Annotated in this window: 12 protein-coding genes; 4 read left to right on the top strand and 8 right to left on the bottom strand. The window is 63.3% G+C overall.

Annotated features, from left to right (window positions below):
• Positions 1-7 precede the first annotated feature (7 nt).
• From RM96_RS26235 to RM96_RS26250, 4 genes are all read left to right on the top strand, one after another.
• Positions 8-3172 carry an efflux RND transporter permease subunit gene (locus RM96_RS26235; RefSeq protein ID WP_039014653.1) on the top strand — a complete coding sequence of 1055 codons (3165 nt, stop codon included), beginning with the start codon at positions 8-10 and terminating at the stop codon, positions 3170-3172.
• A 1-nt stretch (position 3173) separates the two neighbouring features.
• Positions 3174-4631 carry an efflux transporter outer membrane subunit gene (locus RM96_RS26240; protein ID WP_052279749.1) on the top strand — a complete coding sequence of 486 codons (1458 nt, stop codon included), beginning with the start codon at positions 3174-3176 and terminating at the stop codon, positions 4629-4631.
• 148 nt (positions 4632-4779) lie between these two features.
• Positions 4780-5460 (top strand): winged helix-turn-helix domain-containing protein, encoded by a 681-nt coding sequence (locus RM96_RS26245; protein WP_039014654.1) that lies wholly within the window; start codon positions 4780-4782, stop codon positions 5458-5460.
• A gap of 46 nt (positions 5461-5506) precedes the next feature.
• Positions 5507-6814, top strand: coding sequence for a sensor histidine kinase (locus RM96_RS26250; RefSeq protein ID WP_238587413.1), 1308 nt, complete (start codon positions 5507-5509; stop codon positions 6812-6814).
• A 294-nt stretch (positions 6815-7108) separates the two neighbouring features.
• On the opposite strand, the gene RM96_RS26255 is transcribed toward RM96_RS26250, so the two are convergent.
• The 8 genes from RM96_RS26255 to RM96_RS26290 all read right to left on the bottom strand — a co-directional run bounded on the left by RM96_RS26255 (position 7109) and on the right by RM96_RS26290 (position 18660).
• Positions 7109-8647, bottom strand: coding sequence for an amidase family protein (locus RM96_RS26255; protein ID WP_238587414.1), 1539 nt, complete (start codon positions 8645-8647; stop codon positions 7109-7111).
• A gap of 158 nt (positions 8648-8805) precedes the next feature.
• Positions 8806-10080 (bottom strand): oxalate/formate MFS antiporter, encoded by a 1275-nt coding sequence (gene oxlT / locus RM96_RS26260; RefSeq protein ID WP_039014656.1) that lies wholly within the window; start codon positions 10078-10080, stop codon positions 8806-8808.
• Between the two features lie 102 nt (positions 10081-10182).
• The gene (locus RM96_RS26265) at positions 10183-11763 is read right to left on the bottom strand and encodes a gamma-glutamyltransferase family protein (protein WP_039014701.1); all 1581 of its coding nucleotides are present in this window, start codon (positions 11761-11763) and stop codon (positions 10183-10185) included.
• A 236-nt stretch (positions 11764-11999) separates the two neighbouring features.
• Positions 12000-12905: a GntR family transcriptional regulator gene (locus tag RM96_RS26270; protein ID WP_338011433.1), complete on the bottom strand. Its 906-nt coding sequence runs from the start codon at positions 12903-12905 to the stop codon at positions 12000-12002.
• Between the two features lie 194 nt (positions 12906-13099).
• Positions 13100-14017, bottom strand: a complete 918-nt coding sequence (locus tag RM96_RS26275) for a 2OG-Fe(II) oxygenase (RefSeq protein WP_039014657.1) — start codon at positions 14015-14017, stop codon at positions 13100-13102.
• Between the two features lie 16 nt (positions 14018-14033).
• Entirely contained in the window at positions 14034-14717 is a 684-nt protein-coding gene (locus RM96_RS26280) for a hypothetical protein (RefSeq protein WP_443112275.1), read from the bottom strand.
• Positions 14718-14819: 102 nt separating this feature from the next.
• Positions 14820-16196: a cytochrome-c peroxidase gene (locus tag RM96_RS26285; RefSeq protein WP_039014659.1), complete on the bottom strand. Its 1377-nt coding sequence runs from the start codon at positions 16194-16196 to the stop codon at positions 14820-14822.
• 187 nt (positions 16197-16383) lie between these two features.
• Entirely contained in the window at positions 16384-18660 is a 2277-nt protein-coding gene (locus RM96_RS26290; RefSeq protein ID WP_039014660.1) for an alkaline phosphatase family protein, read from the bottom strand.
• Positions 18661-18876 lie beyond the last annotated feature (216 nt).

An 18876-nucleotide genomic window follows, 5' to 3' on the forward strand; every position in this document is an offset into this window, starting at 1 on the left:
ACCAGACATGGCACGATTCTTCATCGACCGCCCCATCTTCGCGATCGTCCTCTCCCTGCTCATTATGCTGGCGGGAGGACTGGCCATCCAGTCCCTGCCGATCGAGCAGTTTCCGCCAGTGGCGCCGCCGTCGGTCCAGATCAGCACCACGTATCCGGGCGCTTCCGCGACGACCGTGCAAAACACGGTCGTCCAGGTGATCGAACAGCAGATGAGCGGGATCGATAACCTGCTCTATATGTCCTCGTCCAGCGACGATACCGGCCAGTCGACCACGACGCTCACGTTCGCCAGCGGCACCGACCCGAACATCGCCCAGGTGCAGGTGCAGAACAAGCTGCAGCTGGCTGTGCCGTTGCTGCCGGCCCAGGTCCAGCAGTCGGGTGTGCGCGTCACCAAGTCGACCAACGCCTTCCTGATGGTGATCGGCTTTGTGTCGGCTGACCACAGCATGAACAAATTCGACATCGCCAACTACGTGGTCTCGAATGTCCAGGATCCGATCAGCCGGATCAATGGCGTCGGCAACATGAACGTGTTCGGTACGCAGTACGCGATGCGGATCTGGCTCGACCCGAACAAGCTCAACAGCTACGCCCTCACCCCGAATGACATCACTGCGGCGCTGCAAAGCCAGAATGTGCAGATCTCCGGCGGCCAGCTCGGCGGAACGCCGGCCGTGCAGGGCCAGCAGCTGAGCGCAACCATCACTGAAGCGACGCTGCTGCGCACGAGCGAGGACTTCGGCAAGATACTGCTGAAGGTGCTGCCTGACGGTTCGCAGGTAAGGTTGCGTGACGTCGCCCGCATCAATCTCGGTGCGGAGAGCTTCAATGTCGACAACAAGTACAGTGGCCAGCCCGCCTCCGGCATTGGCATCCAGCTCGCGCCGGGCGGCAACGCGCTGGTCACCGCCGCCGCGATACGCGCCCGCATCAAGGAGCTGGAACCGTATTTCCCGCATGGGCTGAAGGTGGTCTACCCGAACGACGTCACGCCCTTCGTCAAGATCTCGATCGAAGAAGTGATCAAGACCCTGCTGGAAGGCATCGTCCTGGTGTTCCTGGTGATGTACCTGTTCCTGCAAAACTTCCGCGCCACGCTGATTCCCTCGATCACGGTGCCGGTGGTCTTGCTGGGAACGTTCGGCGTGATGTCGGCGCTTGGCTTCACCATCAATACGCTGTCAATGTTCGGCCTGGTGCTGGCCATCGGCCTGCTGGTGGACGATGCCATCGTGGTGGTCGAGAACGTCGAGCGCGTGATGCACGAAGAAGGACTGTCCCCGCTTGAGGCGACCCGCAAGGCGATGGGGCAGATCAGCAGTGCGCTGATCGGCGTGGCGATGGTGCTATGCGCCGTGTTCGTGCCGGTGGCGTTCTCCAGCGGGACGGTCGGCGGGATCTACCGCCAGTTCTCGCTCACGATCGTTTCATCGATGCTGCTGTCGGTGTTCGTTGCGCTCTCGCTCACGCCCGCCTTGTGCGCCACGCTCCTGAAGCCGCCGCGCGAGGATCATAGCGAGAAGAAGGGATTCTTTGGCTGGTTCAACCGCACCTTCGACAAGGGCCGGGACAAGTATGTGCATGGGGTACGGCACGTCGCGGCCCGCTCTGGACGCTGGCTGATCATCTACGCGGCGATCGTGGCTGCCGTGGGCATCATGTTTGTCAAGCTGCCGACCTCGTTCCTGCCGAACGAGGACCAGGGCTTCATGTTCGTGCAGGTCCAGACACCGCCGGGTGCCACGCAAGCGCGCACCGGCGCGGTACTCGACGAGGTCAGCAATTACCTGCTCAAGGACGAAGCGGCGATGGTCGACGCCACCTTCATGGTAAATGGCTTCAACAATGCCGGCCGCGGCCAGAGCCAGGGCCAGTTGTTCGTCCGCTTCAAGGACTGGAGCCAGCGGAACAGTCCCGACCTGTCCGCCAAGGCCCTTTCCGAGCGCATCATCAAGCGCTATGCCGCCTACAAGGATGCCGTCATTTTTCCCGTCAGCCCACCGCCGATCCGGGGCCTCGGCGTTGCTGCCGGCTTTGACTTCGAGCTCGAGGACCGCGGCGGGCTCGGTCATGAGGCGCTGGCCAGGGCGCGCGACCAGCTCCTCGCGCTGGCCAGGCAGGATCCGGATCTTGCACAGGTGCGCTTCAACGGGCAACAGGACAACCCCACTTTCAAGGTCAATATCGATCGCGAGAAAGCCGCCGCGCTCGGCGTCAGCCTCAGCGACGTCGACCAGACCTTCTCGACTGCCTGGGGCTCGCGCTATGTCAACAATTTCCTCGATACCGACGGACGCATCAAGAAGGTATATGTGCAGGCCGATGCGCCATATCGCATGAATCCCGACGACATCAATCTGCTCTATGTGCGCAACAGCGTCGGCACCATGGTGCCCTTCTCCGCCTTCGCGACGTCTGCATGGACCTACGGTCCGCCCGTCCTGCAGCGCTATAACGGCGTCGAAGCCATGGAGATCCAGGGCCAGTCTACGCCGGGCAAGAGCTCCGGACAGGCAATGCTGGCGATGGAGCGGCTGGCGAAGCAACTTCCCCCGGGTATCGCCTTCGAGTGGACGGGTACTTCGCTGGAGCAGCAGCAATCGAGCTCGCAGGCTCCCCTGCTGTACGGGTTGTCGATCCTGGTGGTATTCCTGAGCCTGGCCGCCTTGTATGAGAGCTGGTCGATCCCGGTCTCCGTCATCATGGTGGTGCCGCTCGGCATCCTGGGCGCGCTCGGTGCAACGTCATTGATGGGCCTGTCCAACGATGTGTACTTCCAGGTCGGGCTGCTCACCACTATCGGCCTGTCGGCAAAGAACGCCATCCTTGTCGTCGAATTTGCGCGCGAGCGTCACGCCCAGGGCCTCACAGCGCTCCAGGCGGCGATTGAATCGGCACACATGCGCATGCGGCCGATCGTGATGACCTCCATGGCGTTCATGCTTGGCGTGCTGCCGCTCGCACTGGCACGTGGAGCCGGCTCCGCCAGCCAGAACGCGATCGGCACCGGGGTGATAGGCGGGATGTTGACCGCCACCTTTGTTGCCACGTTCCTGATCCCGATGTTTTATGTCGTGGTCAGCAACAAGCTTGGCAAACAGAAGAAGCCGGCCGAGCCGGCAGCACCCGCGATGGCAGCGGCTGACCACAGCACCGGAGGACACTGACATGAAGCGATACCGATACGCCGCCAGTGCACTGCTCCTGACCCTTGCCGCCGGCTGCTCGCTGCAGCCCGTGTACCAGCGACCGGCAGCACCGGTGTCGGCGGCGTTTCCGGCGGGCGAGGCCTACCAGACCGCGTCAGCCGGGACTGGCAGCGCCACGCTGCCGGCTACGGAGATCGGCTGGCGCGACTTCTTTGCCGATCCTCGCCTGCAGCGGCTGGTTGAACTCGCATTGCAGAACAACCGGGATTTGCGCGTCGCGGCGCTGAACGTCGAGAAAGTCCAGGCGCAATACCGCATCCAGCATGCTGAAATGTTTCCACAGGTGAACGCCGGCGCGAGCGCTTCGGCCACCGGCATTTCAGACAGCAGTTCCGCCACCGGCGCGAAGACCGCTCGCAACTATTCCGTGGGTGTTTCAGCGTCGTGGGAGATTGATTTCTTCGGCCGCCTGCGAAGCCTCTCGGATGCGGCGTTCGAGCAGTACCTGGCAAGTGCCTACGCGCGCCAGGCGGCCGAGATCCTGCTGGTGTCCGAGATCGCGGATCAGTACCTCACCACGCTCGCTTATGACGAGCAACTCGCGGTGACGCAGAGCACCCTGGAGACCGCGCAGGCAGCATACAAGATCGTGAAATTGCAATTCGACACAGGCACCGCGTCCGAACTGGACCTGCGACTGTCGGAGACCACCGTTGAGCAGGCACAGGCAACCTACGCCGCCCAGGTCCGGTTGCGCGCACAGGCCGAGAATGCGCTGGTATTACTGGTCGGCCAGCCGCTGCCGCCCGACCTGCCTCCGCCCGTCAGGCTCGGCGCCCAGCCGATCCTCACCGACATTCCGGCCGGGCTGCCCTCGGATCTGCTGCAACGCCGCCCCGACATCCTGCAGGCCGAGGCGGCCCTGCGCTCGGAGAATGCGGACATCGGCGCCGCGCGTGCGGCCTTCTTTCCGCGCATCTCGCTGACCGGCACCCTCGGCACGGCCAGCGCGGCACTCGGTGGCTTGTTTGCCGGCGGGTCCAGCGCATGGTCCTTCATCCCCTCCCTGGTCATGCCGATTTTCACCGCTGGCGCGAACCAGGCCAACCTGGATGTCGCGACGGTCCAGAAGGACATCGGCATCGCACAATACGAGAAGGCGGTCCAGACCGCTTTCCGGGAGGTTGCCGACGGGCTGGCGGCGCGCGGCACCTATGACAATCAGCTGGCAGCGCAGCAGCGCTACACCGATACCCAGCAGCGCCGGCTGGAGTTGGCCAACATGCTCTACTCGAGCGGCACCGACAGTTATCTGAGCGTGCTGACCGCTCAGACCGACTTGTACAACGCGCAGCTGGCGCTGGTCACGACCCGCCTGAACCGCCTGACCAGTCTTGTCGACCTGTACCGCTCGCTGGGCGGCGGCTGGATCCAGCGCACCGGCGATGCACCGCGGCAAGCGGGAAGTGCCTCATAATTCCCGGAATCGTGAGGACGATCGGTCAGATCACCGCGGGCTGGCAACCAGATCACGCTGTGGCTAATATTCCATCAGGCCATGCTTGGAAACCGGATATTGCGCGGGCGAGGTCCCTCGCAATCACAATGGCGAAGCCCGAATTATCATGAAACTACTGATCGTCGAGGACAATGAGCGCGTCGCGCAATTCCTCCGGAAGGGATTGAGCGAAGCGGGACACACCGCGGATCACGCCGACAATGGACGCGACGGCATGTTCCTCGCTGCAAGCGAGCCTTATGACGCGATCATCATGGATCGGATGTTGCCCGGCGGCATCGACGGCCTGACGATCATCGAGGCGTTGCGCAGGACCGGAAGCAAGGTCCCTATCCTGATCCTGAGCGCCCTCGCCGATGTGGACGACCGCATCCGGGGTCTCAAGAGCGGCGGTGACGACTACCTTGTCAAGCCCTTTGCCTTTGGCGAACTGCTGGCACGCCTCGATGCCCTCCTGCGGCGTTCGCAGGCGGGTCGGGCCGAGACCACGCTCACGCTGGGCGACCTCTCCATGGACCTGCTTTCCCATAAGGTGACGCGGGCGGGCAAGGCCGTCGCGCTCCAACCGCGTGAATTCAAGCTGCTCGAATACCTGATGCGCCACGCCAACCAGGTAGTGACACGAACCATGCTGCTTGAAAACGTGTGGGACTATCATTTTGACCCGCAGACCAATGTCATCGACGTTCACGTCAGCAAGCTGCGGCAGAAGATCGATGACGGCAGCGGACGTCAATTGCTGCGGACCGTTCGCAACGCCGGCTACATGCTGACGGCAGATGATTAAGCACTTGCGCTTTTCAGCGCTGAACGTAGGGCTTGGCTATGTTGCCGTGAGCCTGGTCGTGCTCACCCTGTTTGCCACGCCGCTCTTATACGCCTGGCACAACACCATCGAGCAGAGTCGCACCGAAAGGCTGCAGTCCGAAGCGCGGAACATGGCAGATCTCTTTGCCAGCCACGGAGCCGATGCGCTGGCCACGGCCATTGAATCCCGCGTCGGCGGGCAACTTGAGGACGCCGAAATCACGATCCTCCTGTTCACGGATCCGGCATTGGCGAAGCTTGCCGGCAATTTGCCGGCATGGCCCCGCGAGGTTCCCCTATCGACCGGCATGCACGCAGCGTCGATCGATGTACGCAAGGGGGTGGTAAGAGCCGTATTGATCCACCAGGTACTTCCCGGGGGCTATCACCTGTTATTGGGGCGGGACGTCGGCCGCTTTGAAAAGCTCGAAGCGCTGTTCATGTCCGCACTGGCGGGCGCGGCCGGCATGGTCCTGCTGCTCGGCGTCGCGGGCGGGCTACTGGTCCGTCGCACGCTGCTCTCAAAGGTGCACGACATCAACCAGGCAGCCGCGGCCATCATGCAGGGAAATCTCGCACATCGGTTGCCTGCTTATGGCGGTGAAAGCGAACTCAATACGCTGGTAGAGACCCAGAACCGCATGCTCGACCAGATCGAGCACCTGTTCGAGGGCATCCGGAACGTGTCCAATGCGATCGCGCATGACCTGCGCACGCCGCTGGCGGAATTGCGTTCCCGCCTGGAAGAGTTGTCGGTGACCCGGCCTCGCCCGGAACAGACCTTCGCCGAGATCGACAGCGCCATCGCCGACGTAGACCGCGTCATGGGCATCTTCAATGCGCTGCTGCGGCTGGCGGAGATTGATTCCGGCACGCGCCGCTCCGGATTCATCGCGGTCGATGCCGCCGCGGTGGCAGGAGAAGCCGCCGAATTCTACCAACCCGTGGCGGAGCTCCAGGGGGTCGCCCTGTCTTTCGCGTCGTCCGGGGCGCTCCCGCTGGCTGGCGATCCGCTGTTGCTAGCGCAGGCGGTCGGGAATCTTATCGACAACGCGCTCAAGTATGCCCAGAAGCGTGGGACGGTCACGGTCGATGCGTCACGCCGCGCTGACGGGACGGTCGTCATCTCAGTGTCGGATGATGGGCCGGGCATCCCCGATGAAGAGAAGCACAAAGTGCTCGAACGCTTCTACCGCGGCGACGCAAGTCGCAGTACACCGGGTGTGGGATTGGGGCTCAGCCTCGTGGCCGCCGTGGCGAAGCTGCATGGCGGCGCCCTTGAACTGACCGACAATCACCCGGGGTTGAGGGCAACGCTGGTCCTCGCTTCTTAAAGAGCTTCAGCGACGGCGCGGGCACGCAACCGAAGGCAGAGCCACGGCCGCGCACCGGTTCATGATATCGGGCGGCGGATCGCCTCGTCCTGGTCCACGCCCAGCTTTCGAGCGATGGCGTCAGATCCCGCCCGGCGAATTCGGCTCATCACCGTCGTGCGCACGAACAATGCATGCTCGAAGGGCACATCGCCCTCCCCGCGCTCGTTGTCATCGTAGTCGCGGTCCAGAAATATATAGGACTCCGCCTGGAGCTCATTGAAGACGCCACTGTCACGCTTTGAGAATGGGTTCTCAGTCGTTGCGCGCCAGACCCGGGGTGGAAGCAGGCATCTTGCGCGCGAGGGCCGCCTGCTCGAAACCATAGGCATATCGGATGAGTTGAGGTTCGCTCCACGGGCGACCGAGAAACTCCAGGCCGACAGGCACGCCGCGCGGGGCCTCCTCGGTGGGAGAAGAGAATCCGGCAGGAACCACAACGGCCGGGAATCCGGTCAACGAAGCCAGAATGCCGTTGCGTTCTCTTTGGTCATACTCTCCGATCGGCACGGGCAAGCGCTTCTGATGCGGATAGATCATGGCATCGAGATGGTTCTCCGCCATCAGGTTGGCAACCCGGATCTTGAGCGCGTCGATCTTTACCAGCCGGTCCTTGTAATCAGGCTCATTCAGGCCATTCTCGATGCCTTTGGCGGATTGCAGGAATTTACTCAGGCTCGGATGCGTTTTCCCACTGGCGACGATGTCGTCCAGTGAATGTGCGGGAGCATTGCTTCCGGCATCCCTCAGGTACTGGTTCATGACGCTCTTGTATTCGTATTTCTGAACATCAAGCTGACCGTTCAGCTTGTCGGTATCCAGCTCGGGAGTCGAGACCGGTACGATGACCGCTCCTTTCTTCTTCAGAACGTCAATCGCATGCGCCATGACGCGATTGACTTCCTCATGATCCGTCCCAGTCCCGAACAGGGATTGCATCACACCGATCCGTACGCCTTTCAGCCCGTCTTTATCCAGGTATGCCGTATAGGTCCCGGGGATATGGCCCCAGCTCATTGCGGTCACCGGATCGGTTTGATCGTACCCCGCCATGACGTCCAGCATGCGGGCGGCATCAGCCACCGAACGGGTGATCGGGCCGGCCTCGTCCTGCGTGAAGGAAACCGGCACAATTCCCGAGCGGCTGACCAGTCCAAGCGTAGGCCGGATAGACACGAGGCTATTGTTGGATGCCGGGGAACGCAGAGAATTTGCCGTATCCGAGCCGGTGCCAATGGTGGCGAAATTGGCAGCCAGCGCCGCTCCGGTGCCGCCGCTCGATCCGCCCGGTGTTAATTTGAGGTCGTAGGGATTCTTCGTCTGTCCGCCCAGCGAACTGACCGTCACCCCGCCCAGCGCAAATTCCTGAAGATTGGTCTTGCCGAGAATCACGGCACCACTTCTCTTCAGGCGGCCCACCACGAATGCGTCTTCGGTGGGGCGCGAACCCGCCAGCGAAGCCGAGCCTGCGGTGGTCGGCATGTCGGCAGTGTTGTAATTGTCCTTCAGCACCGTTGGAATGCACTGCAGCGATTTCAATTTTCCGCTGCGACGGAATGCGCGATCCATTTCATCTGCCTGGGCAAGCGCATCGGGATTTATGTATAGCATGGCATTCAATGCAGGACCTTGCTTGTCATATGCCTGAATCCTGTCCAGATATTGCTTGACCAGCCCATGGCAGCTCAAACTTCCGTTCTTCATCGCTTGATGAATGTCAGCGACGGAGGACTCCATAATATTGAAAGATTTTTCGGCAGAATATGCCGTGAATGGCAGGATTCCGGAAAGCAACGCGATCGCATTTGCCGCGAATCGGATCCCGAGAGAATATCTTTTTAAGCGCATAGATAAGGTCAGATGGTTCTGAAGAATACAGCCCGCCAATCGAGGCTGGCATGGTGAAGACTTTTGATCGTTATGAAAGAGATATCAGGGTCGCCAGCCATTTGTTATCCGAGATAACGTCGCCGTGCCGGCTTGAGAACAACGATCGCGAGCAATGCAGTCGCAATGTCCAGGGTGATGGCAACACCAAACACGGGCATCCAGCTACCGAGCTTTTCGTGCATCAGCGCAGCGAGCGGCCCGCCCAGGATCGACCCGATGCCCTGTGAGATATAGAGCCAGCCGTAATTGGTGGTGGCGTAGCGCGTGCCAAAGGTATCGGTCAGCGTGGAGGGAAAGAGCGAGAATATTTCACCCCAACCCAGGAACACCACGCCGGACAGCAGCACGAACAGCACGGCATTCTCGCGCGTCAGCAGCCACAGTCCCATCGCCACGCCTTCCAGCGCGAAAGCGAAGCACATGGTGTTCTCGCGGCCCCAGCGGTCGGATACCCAGCCAAACAGCGGGCGCGTCAGTCCATTGGTGAAGCGGTCGAGCGTCAGCGCCAGCGGCAGCGCGGCCATGCCGAGCACTGTCACGCCGGCAACGCCGAAGTCCTTCGCGAAAGTCGCCATCTGCGATGTCACCATCAACCCTGAGGTGGACACCATTGTCATCATGGCAAAGAGCAGCCAGAACAGCGGCGTGCGCAGCATCTCGCGGGTTGGGACGTCAGCGGCGGCCTTTGCACCGGTGCGCCTCGCAGTATGTTCGGGCAGCACCACGCCCTGCGGCGAACGAAGACCCTGCGAGGCGATGAAGCCGATCACGGCAAAGAGCAGGCCGAACTGCCACAACGTGGCCTCCAGTCCCCTCTGGGCCAGTGCCGAGGCGATCGGGAAGGTCGTGGCGATGGCACCCATGCCGTATCCCGCTGCGACCATGCCCACGGCAAGCCCGCGCCGGTCCGGGAACCAGCGCACCATCTGCCCGACGACCCCGACGTAGACAATGCCCGTGCCCAGCCCGCCCACGACGCCATAGCTCAGGTACAGCAGACCCACACTGTGCACCTGCGCCGCAAGCACCCAGCTCAGTCCCGACAGCACCGTGCCAAGCGCAATCAGCCGGCGCGGCCCGGAACGCTCAATCAGCGCCCCCTGGAACGGCGAAAAGAACGTCTGCAGCACGATCAGCAGCGAGAACGTGACCTGCAGCTCCGACAGGGGAACCCCAAGCTTTGCGGCCAGCGGCTTAGTGAACAGCGTCCAGACATACTGCGGACTGGAAATTGCCATCATGCACAGCATGCCAAGCGCCAGCTGTATCCAGCGCACGTGCGCCGCCGGCAAGGCCGCGGCACCACTCACTGATGCGTTCTCTGCAACGGTATTCATCTGACTACTCCTTCAAACCAGCTTCGGGGGATCGGATAACGGAACTGCGTACAAGACCGGCCGTTGGCGCGCAAACACATTGCGCAAGCGGCATACGCCGGATTACCAGCTGGCCACGGCGCCGTCGCCGCGGGGATCGGCCCCACCTTCGTAGAGCCCGTTGGGGTGCAGCACGATGGCGCCGGCATGGCCCATGGTTTCGTCATACGGCTGCAAGATCTCGATGTCGTGGCCGAGTGCGCGCAGGGCGTCGCAGGTTGGCTGCGGAAAGCGCGCCTCGAGCTTGAGAGTGTCGGTGGTCTGGCCCCAGGTGCGGCCCAGCAGCCAGCGGGGTGCGTCGATCGCGGCCTGGGGGTTCATGCCGAAATGCACGATGCGCGAGAACACCGCGCTCTGCGATTGCGGCTGACCATCGCCGCCCATGTTTCCGTAGACCAGCGTACGGCCGTCGGCCAGGCGCGCCAGGGCCGGGTTCAGCGTGTGGAACGGTTTGCGCCCCGGCATCAGCGGGTTGCGCGCGGCAGGGTCCAGCGAGAAGCTGCAGCCGCGGTTCTGCCAGTTGATGCCAGAGGCAGGCAGCACGACGCCGCTGCCGAACTCGTGATAGATGCTCTGGATAAAGCTGACCGCGACGCCCTCGGCATCGACCACGCCCATCCAGACCGTATCCGCTGGCCCCATGCCCTCTCCCCACGGCAGCGCCCGGTCGGGCCGGATACGCGCGGCAGCAGCATCGAGCCAGGCTGGCGCAAGCAGGTCCCGTGGATCCACGTCCATGTACGCGGGATCGGTGATATGGCGGTCGCGGGCCAGAAAGGCCTGTTTGGTTGCCTCGACGCAGGCATGGACGTAGGGCGCGCCGGTCGATGCCATGGCGCGGGCTGGCAGCAGATCGAGCAGGCGGTCTAGCTGGCCCAGGATCTGCAGCGACACCAACCCCTGGGTGGGCGGCGGCATGTTGTAGACGCGGCCGCGCGAGTGCGCCAGTACCAGCGGTGTCTTCCATACGGCGCGGTGTTCCGCGAGGTCCTGCAGGCTTAGCGGACTGCCGACGGCGGCCAGGTCCTGCGCAATGCTGCGGGCCAGGTCGCCCCGGTAGAAATCGTCGAGCCCCGCTTCCACCAGTTGCTCCAGCGTGGCAGCCAGGCGTGGCTGGCAAAAGCGTGCACCGGCAAGCGGCGGCGCGCCGCCTGCCAGGAAGGTTTCGGCAAACCCGGTTATTCCAGAGAGCTCATGGGCCCTCGCTGCAACGCAGGCCGCCTGGCTATGCGTGACCGGAACGCCGTGGCGGGCATAGCCGATGGCGTCGGCAAGCAGCCGTGACAGCGGCATGCGCCCGCCCAGCGTCTCGCGCGACCAGGTGCGCGCGGCATGCCAGCCGGCCACCGTCCCGGCCACCGTGTTGGCCGCCATCCCGCCGCGGAACGGGATCGTTGCGAAACCCGCTTCACGGTAGCGCTCGATGCTGGCGGCCTCTGCCGCCGCGCCGCACGCTTCGAGGCCGCGGGGCGCCTCATTCGGCCGCGCGATCAGCCAGAAGCTGTCGCCGCCGATGCTGTTCATATGCGGGTACGCAACCGCGATCGTGGCCGCCGCCGCGATCATCGCTTCGACGGCGTTTCCGCCTTCGCGCAGGATCGCCAGCGCACTCTGCGAAGCCAGCGCGTGCGGCGCCACCGCCATGCCGCGGCTGCCGCGAATCGGGTTCCGATGAAACGTCATGATGTGCTCCGAAAATTATGTATACATAAAATTCACGAAACACAACGCAAGGCCTGTGCCACGCCATGCCTTGCCACCGGTGGCGGCAGGCAATGCCGCGCCGGTCAAGGCATTGCCGGCGATAGCGGGGAATTCCCCAACTGGGGAAGGAAACGGAAGCGGGGAAGATTATGGCGCCGACGGCACCATATCAGTGCTTACCCGAAGCGCCTGCGACGCGGCGGTGCGCCGGTGGAGAACGGGCGCTCGAGGTTGGTGCGGGCTTGTTCCAGCCGTTCGGTGGTCAGGCGGCTGACCTCGACGCGCCCTTCTTCGATATGGCCGGTCAACAACTCGACCGCCCGCGCGCCATCGCAGGCCAGCAGCGCCGTGAGGATATTGGCGTGCTCCTCATACGTGAGGGCGATGCGCTCGCCGTAGGCGAAATCGAGCCGCCGGATGATCCTGATGCGGTCCGTGACCTGTTGATGCACCGCGGCTGCCTCCGGGTTGCCCGCGGCACAGACAATGGCCTGGTGGAACGCCTCGTCCAGGTCGGCAACCTGGTTGCCGTCAGTCAGGCGTTCGGCAGGCGGGACTTGCCACGTGGCTGCCAGCACCTCCAGGCACGCGCGATCCACGCGCGGCGAGACCGGCTGCTGGCACAGGCGCATGGCAGCGTGGGTTTCCAGCAACGTGCGCAGGTCATAAAGTGCCTCGAAGCGTGCCAGGTCGATCGGCACCACCTCCCAGCCGTTGCGGAAGTGCCCGCGCACCAGTCCTTCGGACTGCAGGCGCAGCAGCGCCTCGCGTACCGGCGTGCGGGAAATGCCAAACCGCTCCGCGACATCATTCTCGGAAAAGCGGTCGCCAGGCAACAGCCGGAAGGCAAAGATGTCGTCCCGCAGGCTGAAGTAAGCACGTTGCGAACGGGACGATTCGCCGGCTATTGCCGCGCCGCCCTGGCGCTCCTGTGCCTCTGGCGGAGAGCCTGGACAGCCGGAGTCTGCTTGGGTAGCTGAAGAAGGGCCTGGCGGGGGCGTCGAGCGGCGCATCGGACTGATATCGAAATGGGCATCGCTTTGGCGGGCGCGGAGCGAGACGCGTGGCGTGCGCGAAAGCATACCACCGATTTGCGGGCATCCCGAAGACGTTGAAAACGGGCCGGACAGCGCCGGGCCTCGGCCTGTGCCTGCACGAGCAGCAGGCGCCATCAAAGAAGCGGACAAGGCGGCCAAGGCACTGCTGCCGTTGTTCCCGATCATGCTCGCGCTGAACTTGTTGATCGCCATCCTGCAAGTGCGCTCTATCTCGGCCACTAAGAGACGCTATCCTTTCCGCCGGCGGGCACGAAGCGCCGCTGCCGCATCCATTTAGTGACGACCCATTTCTCGCCCGCCTGCACTGGCGCCCCCGCATGCAGTGTCCTGCCGTCGAGTTGGCCGGCCGCATCGCAGTACTCAAAATACACCGCATTGCCCTTGCGCGGCGAAACCGCGAAGCCGATCTCGGGAAACGTGGTCTCGCCGCCGGCGTCGACATCGTTGAGATACACGACCAGCGTGCTGACCCGTTGCCCGCTGCGCGCCAGCGAAGCCTGGTTGGCCGCGTTGGTCGGCATCAGGAAATCGTAGTGCGGCGTGCTTTGCGCGCCCACGCCATAGCGCAGCACCTGCAAGCCTTCGCCGTTCTCCACCGGCAGCCGCATCAGCGCGGAGATGCGCTGGTCGATGCGCGCCACCAGCGCGTTTTCCTGCAGCCGGAAGAACATGCCGTGGCTGGTGCGCTCGTCGCTAACCACGGTAAAACCTGTCGACGGATCGACGGTAGTCGAGGGGGCCAGGCGCGGCTGCGCCATCGCGACCAGCGCGTCGCATTCGTCATGGCTCAGCACGCCTTCGAGCACTGCGACCGCCGGCTTGTCCATGCGCGACAGCACGCGCACGTCGCGATCGGCGGCGCCGAGCACCGTGCCTCGTCCCAGTCGCGCCAGGCGCACGCCGGGAGCCGCCGGCTTGACGCGGGACACCGTAATGCTGTCCCGCGGCAAGGGTGCGCCCTCGCGGTACGCGCGCGCGAAGGCAGCCACCAGCTCGCGCGCGACCAGCCGATCGTAGCCCTGCGAGGCCAAGGCCTGCACCATTTTGTCGGGCGCGCCGCCGTGCTGCAGCCCCTGCGTGATCCAGTCGCGCAGCGCGGGAGGGAAGTTGATGATCGCGAGCGTGGTCTCTGACATGGCGGGCAGGCTCCGCTCAGCTGAGATCGTCGTTCGGGACCCAGCCATCCGTCGTCAGGTGGAAGCCTTCGCGCAACTGCATCGTCCCGGCCCCTTCAATCACGCGCGCGGCCATCGGGAATGCGCGCAATGCTTCCGGCGTTCGCATCCACGGCGCGGCATCGAGCTTGTAGGTGAACATCACCGCCGTCTGGGTCTTACCATCGAACGTTTGCGGCGGCTCCCAGCCGATCACCTTGTCGAGCGTCAGCTTCGCCACGCATAAGTCGCCGGGATGCGTGACCTTCCCACCGTCGGGGGTAGAGACCTGGACCGGCTGGCGCAGATAGAATTTCGAGCCCTCCGAAGAGAGGGCGTACTGCCGCACTTTCTTCTTCTCGGTGCCGTCCCCGTTCTTGACCTCGACCATCACGTCCTTCGCGGTGACCACGCCGAGCTTTTCGAGCACTGGCATTTGTACCGCGTCGCGCTCGGTGATCGGGCCATCCTTGTACTCGACGCTTACCGGCCAGTCGTACTTCGCCAGGCACAGGTTGCCCTTGTGCGAGAGATAGCTGTTCAGTGCAGCGGTAAAGGTTGCATGATCGGCCTTTGCCGCATGCTCAGCCGGCTTCGCCTTGTTGCATCCGGCCAGTGCCGCGGCAAAGCCCAGCATGCACAGCGCGCGCGCCATGTTCTGTTTTCTGGTCAAGCAGTACATCATGAAGAGGGTCCATTCAGTTGATCGGGTTGCAGGAGCGGCACCACGCCGCCCCGCCCGGAGTGCGGGCCTGTGCGTTGCCGCGAGGTGGCGAGGATTGCGTCAATTGACACAGGCGCCACTGGCCGGTGGGTTGGCCGGCGGCTTGTACCCGTCGGTCAGCGTGCCGAGAAAGCACACGAGGTCCTGGACGTCCTGTTCGGACATTGGCGTCGGCGAACCGGGGGCGCGCCCGTCGAGCGGCATCTGCGGGTCGATGTTGCCGGCGTAGGCTGCTGGCAGGTCGTTGAATTTCTGCACGGTGCCGCCGACGTACTGGGTCGTGATCAGCCCATAGGTCGGGAAGCTGGCATCTGGCATGGCTTTCGGGGTACCGCCGAGGGTCGGATACCAGAGCTCCGGATTGGTGTCCCGCGTGTTATAGAAGCGTACCAGCTGCGTCAGCGAATGGATCACACCGTTGTGGAAGAACGCCTGGCGTGTCGCCGAATTACGCACTGTCGGCGCCTTGAACATACCGCAGAACGCATTGGGCGCGCCGGGTGAGGCAGGCAAGTGGTCGGTCCGGAGCGGACCGCAGACACCCATGTCGAAATAGGTCGCAGAGGCGTTCGCCGGAATCTCCAGGTTGCGCGGCACGCCGATCGCCTCATACGAGAAATCGGTGAACAGCGCACTGCTGCCGTTGAAACCCGCACCCTGGTAGTGGCACGAGGCGCAGTTGCCCCGGTTCGCGTCGGTGAACACGGCAAGGCCACGCAGCTCGGCAGCCGTCAGTTGCCCACCGGTCTTGTTGCCTGCCCACAAGTCGAACTTGCTGCTGTATGGGTGGAAACTGGGGTCCTCCAACTGATACGCCTGCAGCGCAGCGACGATGTTGCTGAACGCGGTGTTCGTGTCGCTGAAGCCATTGTCGCCGTACGCCTGCAGATAGAGCGGCGCGTACGAGGCCGCCTTCACCTTCGTGACCACGTCGGCGGGAGAAGCATTGTCCATCTCGACGGGATCGAGCAGAGGTAGCTTTGCCTGGTCGGAAAGCGTGGCCGCACGGCCATCCCATGTCAAGCCGCCACCCGGCCCGGGCACGCTGATGCCATCTGGATTGTCGAGCAGATCGGAGTACGGTGGTGTGTTGTCCTTGTAACGCAACGATGGCGCCGCGCGCACACCGGGCGACGTCAGGCCGGGTCCGCCGAGCTGGACGGCGAGACTGTTAGGCGGGCCGTATGCGTAGTTCGGGTCGTGACACGTCGCGCACGACATCTTGCCGGAACCCGACAATGTACGGTCGAAAAAAAGCTGTTTGCCAAGCTGGGCTGCAAGGCTGAGTGCCGGCGAGTCCAGGCTGCTGCTGCCGGAACTGCCAGAGACGGTCGACGGGTCGTTGCTAGCGGCTGATGCGCTGCCCGCATCGTCGCCACCGCAGGCGCCCAGTGTCAGCGAAAGCATGCACATGGCAACAGCCAAGAGCTTGCGCATGGTGATTTCCTCTTGCGAAGACCATCGGCACCCGCGTTTTCCAGGTGTGCCGCGAAAGTCAAGGTGGAGTGCTGGAACACGAACAACGGCGACGGCTGGCTCTGCCTGCCGCCGCCGTTTCCCCACGGGCCGATCCTGTGGCAGGGCAGTGACTGTCGCCGTGCCGCATCCGCGGGGGCGCTGCGCCTTACTTGATCGCCCAGATGTTGGTCTGATTGCTGTCCGGGCCTACTTGCGCAGTCGTGGTCACGTCGGAAGACTGCTTGGCGGTATAGGTCGCCGGGATCGCGTACGCATGGTTCATCGGACGGACAGAGTCGAAATGCGTATCGGCGCTACCCGCGTACTCCGGCAAGTTCAGGATGTTCTGCGCAATGAACTTCTCGGTGTACTTCGAGCGGTTCATGTACGAGCCATCGACCTGCGGATCGGCGATCTGGAACATGTCCTGCAGCGTGCGCACGAAGGAAAAGTGACTGTAGGCGTCGCTGTCGGCAATGCCCTTGGGCGCGTCGGGCTGGTTGGTCAACACGGCATAGACCGACTCGCCATGGCCGCGATTGCCAAGCGTGTAGTTGGAAATCGACGAATCGGCCGAAAACGTGCCGTCCGCATTCTGCGTCAACGGCTTGGCCAGCGTCCCGTTTGAAGGATTCCAGCCACAGCATGAATTGAAACCGGAGGTTGCCGTGCCTTCGTCGAACATCAGCACGATGGCGACCTTCTTCTGGCGGTTTGCCCAAAGTGGCGACGCCTGGATCCTGGTCACGAGCTTCTGCACGTAGTTGTCGCCACGGGTGATGATCGCGCTGCCGCTGCAGTCGCTCGCCGTGACTGTGCCGTCTGCTGTCTTCACCGTGATGCCGTGCATGTCATCGCACTGGTCTGGTATCACGAAGTTCAGGTTGCCGACGTTGCCGCTTTGCAAGTCTGCACCGAGCTGGTCGATCACATAGTTGCTCGGGATCGTGTAGTCGGTGCTGTTCTTCAGCGCAGCGTCCCACTGCCCACCGCCGAGCGTGCGGTTGCTGTACTTCCACTCCGGTGCGCTGCGCACGTTCTGGTACGCCATGCCCGGATGGTGCTTGGTCTTGTACAGGCCCGCCGGCATCGGCAGCACAGCCGTCGAACTGCCGATCTGCGCGGTGTTGCCGTTGAGCGTGCCGGGGGGATAGACATTGTCGGGCGCGGTGACCGCGGCATCTGTGACGCTGTCGGTGCGGAAGTCCTGCCCCGGGTTCATCGATTCGCTATAGGTACGCCACGTCATGCCGGCGGCCGCGATCGCGTTGAACAGGTTCGGGTGGCCGACGATGTTGTGGTTCACGTTCGGCGTCGAGGTGCAGGTGGCAGTGAACGGCGACTTGGCGAGGCCTGGCTGCGTGTTGTCCGGCATTGGCGTGTCCTGCGGTGCGTTCGCGCCGGTCGCGTTGCAGTTCCACTGGTTGTCGTCCGTGATGCCCCAGTCATCAGCGCCGCCGAGCGCCGTGTAGTTCGGCTCGCTCGGGTTGCCGGTCGCGAAGTAGCTGGTGAACCGGTTGCCGGACGTCAGGAATGCATTGATGTGGGGCGCGTTTGGCGAATTCAGGATCGTCTTCGTGCCTTTGTTTTCCAGCATCACGATGAAGATGCTGTCGTAACGCGGGATGCCCTCGAGGTTGAAGGCGGCCTGTTGCGCCTGCAGGAACGTGATCGGCTTGCGGGTGTCCGCGGTTGTTGCCGTGGCTGCCGTCACATTGCCAATTCCCGTCAGTTCGGGGTCCCCGCCCGCAACGGCCAGCGCATCCGGATAAAGATCACCCCGATCGAACTTCTTCGTCGCGTACGTAAATCGGTTGGCGAGCTGGTTGGCTTCAGTCAGCAGCGCCGACTGCGCCGTCCCCGACGTCGAACCGATGTCCGCCAGCACCGCATCGATGCTGACGCCGAGGCGCTGGGCCAGGTTGGCCTTCTCAACCGCATAGCTTGTGCCGTTCGCTTCAACGAGGCGCTCCACCTCGCTCGACAACGGGCTGATCACGACACCCCCGCCGATCTGCTCATTCACCTGATCCAGCGAGGCGCGCAGCACCATCCGGCTCGTGACGGCCGCGCCCGTCCCCGTGTTCACGGCCGAGGTACCGATATCGGCGATCAACGAAGCGGGGCCGCTGACGTTCAGCTTGAAGGCGCCATGCGCGTCGGTGGTAGCCGGATTCTCCGCGCTCTCACACTTGCCGTTTTCATTGGCGTCAGCGCAGACCAGAGCGCCCTGATAGTACCCGGGCTTCAGCGTGGGCTCGGTCGCGCTGCCGGGGATGAAGCCGCTGGTCGCGACGACGCCGGCAATCGACTGCGTGCCCTCGCCCGGGGCCGCGCTAGTGCCAGCGCTGGTGCTGCCGTCTCCGCCGCATGCCGTCAGCACACAGGCCGATGCGACCGCGGTTAAAACAAGAATACTGCGAGGTGATTGGAACGTTGCCATTCCTGCTCCAGGATGTGTGGACCGGCCCTTTTGATCAAGGCGGTCGGAATAATTTGGGGGATGTGATCTTGGGTGACGCGCGATTAGTATTAGATGACGACATGACAGATCCGTGACGACGTGCTATTGATATAGAAGAATATTATTATATTTTATTACAATATTGATTAAATTATGTTCCTGTTTATGGATGTAGCAACATTTGGAATGATCTCG

Origin of the sequence: Cupriavidus sp. IDO (assembly GCF_000812465.1) — a bacterium.
In the GTDB taxonomy this organism is placed as follows: domain Bacteria; phylum Pseudomonadota; class Gammaproteobacteria; order Burkholderiales; family Burkholderiaceae; genus Cupriavidus.

Coding starts and splice junctions, on each gene's coding strand:
- RM96_RS26270 (WP_338011433.1), bottom strand. CDS start 12,905: ATGCTTTCGCGCACGCCACGCGTCTCGCTCCGCGCCCGCCAAAGCGAT.
- RM96_RS26280 (WP_443112275.1), bottom strand. CDS start 14,717: ATGTACTGCTTGACCAGAAAACAGAACATGGCGCGCGCGCTGTGCATG.
- RM96_RS26275 (WP_039014657.1), bottom strand. CDS start 14,017: ATGTCAGAGACCACGCTCGCGATCATCAACTTCCCTCCCGCGCTGCGC.
- RM96_RS26240 (WP_052279749.1), top strand. CDS start 3,174: ATGAAGCGATACCGATACGCCGCCAGTGCACTGCTCCTGACCCTTGCC.
- RM96_RS26265 (WP_039014701.1), bottom strand. CDS start 11,763: ATGGCGGTGGCGCCGCACGCGCTGGCTTCGCAGAGTGCGCTGGCGATC.
- RM96_RS26235 (WP_039014653.1), top strand. CDS start 8: ATGGCACGATTCTTCATCGACCGCCCCATCTTCGCGATCGTCCTCTCC.
- RM96_RS26245 (WP_039014654.1), top strand. CDS start 4,780: ATGAAACTACTGATCGTCGAGGACAATGAGCGCGTCGCGCAATTCCTC.
- RM96_RS26285 (WP_039014659.1), bottom strand. CDS start 16,196: ATGCGCAAGCTCTTGGCTGTTGCCATGTGCATGCTTTCGCTGACACTG.
- oxlT (WP_039014656.1), bottom strand. CDS start 10,080: ATGAATACCGTTGCAGAGAACGCATCAGTGAGTGGTGCCGCGGCCTTG.
- RM96_RS26290 (WP_039014660.1), bottom strand. CDS start 18,660: ATGGCAACGTTCCAATCACCTCGCAGTATTCTTGTTTTAACCGCGGTC.